Origin of the sequence: Bradyrhizobium sp., assembly GCF_019242285.1 — a bacterium.
Lineage (GTDB): Bacteria > Pseudomonadota > Alphaproteobacteria > Rhizobiales > Xanthobacteraceae > Bradyrhizobium.
Map to the genome: position 1 here is coordinate 1 of NZ_JAFAVV010000320.1, position 3085 is coordinate 3085.

Here is a 3085-nt window from a genome sequence, read left to right on the forward strand (position 1 = left end):
GCCGTCGTCGGCCAGCGCGACGACGACGCCCCACGTGGCGTCGCGGGGAATGGCCAGCTTCTATACCGAGGGTACCAGGACCGCGAGCGGCGAGAAATTCGACTCGCACGAGATGACTGCGGCGCATCCGAGCCTGCCGTTCGGCACACACCTGCGGGTCACCAATATGTCGACCGGAAAGTCCGTCACCGTGCGCGTCAATGATCGCGGCCCGTTCGTGCGGGGACGTGTGGTCGACGTGTCCTATTCCGCGGCGCAGCAGCTCGGCATGGTCCGTTCCGGCGTTGCCAACGTCAAGGTCGACGTCGTGCAGTAGCGCTTCAACGCGAAAACCGCGCCACCAGCTCGACATGCGGCGTGTGGCGGAACTGGTCGACCGGCACGACGGTCTCGATCCGGTAGCCGCCATCCACCAGGATCCGCGCGTCGCGCGCAAACGTCGCGACATTGCAGGACACCGCGACGATCACCGGCACCTTGCTCGCGGCAAGCCGCTCGGCCTGCGCCTGCGCGCCCTGGCGCGGCGGATCGAACACCACCGCATCGACATCGCGCAGCTCGGCTGGCACCAGCGGGCGGCGGAACAGGTCGCGCGCCTCTGCCTTGACCGGCTTCAGGCCTGAGGTGGCAGCCGCCGCGCTCTGCAGCGCGGCGACCGCGCCGGCATCGCTGTCGAAGGCCAACACCCGCGCGCGTTGGGCCAGCCGCAGTGCAAACGGCCCGACGCCGCAGAACAAATCGGCGATCAGCCTGGCGCGGCCGACCCGTTCCGCGACCAGTGACGCCAGCATTTCCTCGCCCGCCGCCGTCGCCTGCAAGAACGAGCCTGGTGGCAGCGTGACTTTCGCCGTGCCCATCATGATCGTCGGCGCGTTGCGCATCAGCACGAGCTCGCCATGCCGCGTCAGCCGTGCGATCCGGTGCCGGGCTGCGATCCCTGAGAGCGTGGAGATCATCCTGCTCTGCAGCGGACCGGAACCGCGGATGTCGACATCGAGGCCGCCCTGGCTGGCGGTGACCTGGATGTCGAGCGGCTTCTGCACCGAGATCAGCGGCTCGGCCAGCGCCCAGGCCGCTTCCAGCGCACCGTCGAGACCGGGATCGAGGATCGGGCAGCGGTCGATCGGAATCACGTCGTGCGAGCCCATCGCGGCGAAGCCGACCCTGAGCACCTCGTGCGTTCCCATCCGTGCATGCAGGGTGATCCGGCGGCGGCCGGCGCCATGGGCGTCGGCCAGCGGCGCGACCTCGCCATCCAGCTTCGCCTGCACCAGCGTCTCGACCACGATCGTGCGCTTCCAGGCGCGGTAGCGGTCCGGCTGCCAGTGCTGGATCGCGCAGCCGCCGCAGGCGCCGAAATGCGGGCAGAACGGCGCGATGCGCTCGGGGCTGGGCGTCTCGACGGCGAGCAGGCGGCGCCGGTCGGGATGATGGCCCTCGACGGCCGCCACTTCGACGGTCTCGCCGGACAGCGTGTAGGGCACATAGATCGCCTGGCTTCCCACGAAGCCTATGCCATCGCCGCGATGGCCGACATGATCGATCAGCAGCCGTTCAACCACGGCGCGCGCCGAGGAAGAATTCGGCGTTGCCGTCGCCGCCGGTGATCGGGGAGGGGAAGACGCGGATATCGGTGCATCCGAGCGAGGCGGCAAATGCCGCGATCTCGTCGCAGACTTTCCGGTGCACGGCTGCGTCGCGGATGATGCCGCCCTTGGCATGCTTGCCCTGCGCTTCGTATTGCGGCTTGATCAGCGCCAGCAGGCGCATCGGGGCGGCGGCGAGCGACAGCGCCGCAGGCAGGACCATCTTCAGCGAGATGAAGCTGACGTCGATGGTGACGACGTCCGGCCGCACCGGCAGGCGGGTGCCCTCGAGCTTGCGGATGTCGGTGTGCTCCATCGACACGACCTTGGGATTGTCCTTTAGCGAGGCGTGCAACTGTCCATGTCCGACGTCGATCGCAAACAGCAGCGCCGCGCCGTTACTGAGCAGCACCTCGGTGAAGCCGCCGGTCGAAGCGCCGACATCGACACAGACGTGGCCTTCGACGTCAATCGGATAGCGCTCAAGCGCGTCCGCGAGCTTGACGCCGCCGCGGGAGACATAGGGATGCGCGGGCGCGGCCGTGAGCACGGCGTCGGCCGCGACGACCTCGGACGGTTTTGCGACCTTCCTGTCGTTGGCGACGACATGGCCGGCCTCGATCGCCGCGCGCGCCCGCGCCCGGCTCTCGAACAGGCCGCGTTCGACCAGGAGAACATCCACGCGCTTGCGTGCAGCGGACATGCAAACAGCTCAAGTTGGCGGCGGCACAGTGCCAAATCGCTCGACGGCCATGCGAACGCAAAGAAAGTTCGAACGCGGTCTTGCGCCTGCCGATCTCGAGCGCATCCGGCAGGAACACGTCGGGACCTGCCAGATAGATCTTCACGGTCTGAGCCGCGGAGCTCGCCGTCAGGCGAGCTTGACCGCGTCGGTCTTGGCGTCCTTGCCGAGCGCCTCGAACACCTTCGCGACAATGCCCTTGGCGTCGAGACCGGCACGGGCGTACATCGCGTTCGGCGTGTCGTGATCGAGGAACACGTCGGGCAGCACCATCGAGCGGAAGCGGACCAGGCCGTTGTCGAGCGCGCCGTGCTCGGCAAGCGCCTGCATGACGTGCGATCCGAAGCCGCCGACCGCGCCTTCCTCGATCGTGATCAGGATGTCGTGGTCACGCGCGAGCTTCAGCACCAGGTCGACGTCGAGCGGCTTCATGAAGCGCGCGTCCGCGACGGTGGTGGAGAGGCCATGGGCGGCGAGATCGTCGGCCGCCTTCTCGCACTCGGCGAGGCGCGTGCCAAACGACAGCAGCGCGACCTTGGAGCCCTCGCGGATGATGCGGCCTTTGCCCACCTCGAGGGGAACGCCGGCTTCCGGCATCTCCACGCCGCGGCCTTCGCCGCGCGGATAGCGGAGCGCGCTCGGACGGTCGTTGATGGCGACCTGGGTCGCAACCATGTGCACGAGTTCGGCTTCATCCGATGCCGCCATGATCACCATGTTGGGCAGGCAGCCGAGATAAGCGCTGTCGAAGGAGCCA

4 protein-coding genes and 1 pseudogene are annotated in these 3085 nt (G+C 68.2%); 1 reads left to right on the forward strand and 4 read right to left on the reverse strand.

Annotated features, from left to right (window positions below; translation table 11 throughout):
- Positions 1-316, forward strand: a 316-nt coding sequence (locus tag JOY90_RS12580) for a septal ring lytic transglycosylase RlpA family protein (protein WP_291691459.1), incomplete at its 5' end; no start/stop codon positions are given.
- 4 nt (positions 317-320) lie between these two features.
- Here JOY90_RS12580 and JOY90_RS12585 read toward each other — a convergent pair.
- The 4 genes and pseudogenes from JOY90_RS12585 to JOY90_RS12600 all read right to left on the reverse strand — a co-directional run.
- Complete coding sequence (locus JOY90_RS12585) at positions 321-1562, reverse strand: class I SAM-dependent RNA methyltransferase (protein ID WP_291691460.1); 1242 nt, start codon at positions 1560-1562, stop codon at positions 321-323.
- Positions 1555-2289 (reverse strand): TlyA family RNA methyltransferase, encoded by a 735-nt coding sequence (locus JOY90_RS12590; RefSeq protein ID WP_291691461.1) that lies wholly within the window; start codon positions 2287-2289, stop codon positions 1555-1557. The genes JOY90_RS12585 and JOY90_RS12590 overlap by 8 nt, the downstream gene beginning before the upstream one ends.
- 73 nt (positions 2290-2362) lie before the next feature.
- Positions 2363-2434 (reverse strand): annotated as a pseudogene (locus JOY90_RS12595) (nucleoside 2-deoxyribosyltransferase); the annotation flags it as partial.
- Positions 2435-2457: 23 nt separating this feature from the next.
- On the reverse strand, positions 2458-3085 hold a 628-nt coding region (locus JOY90_RS12600), incomplete at its 5' end, for a transketolase C-terminal domain-containing protein (RefSeq protein WP_291691462.1).

What these genes read in the sequence shown, in the direction of transcription:
- JOY90_RS12590 (WP_291691461.1), bottom strand. Translation starts at nt 2,289, where the DNA reads ATGTCCGCTGCACGCAAGCGCGTGGATGTTCTCCTGGTCGAACGCGGC.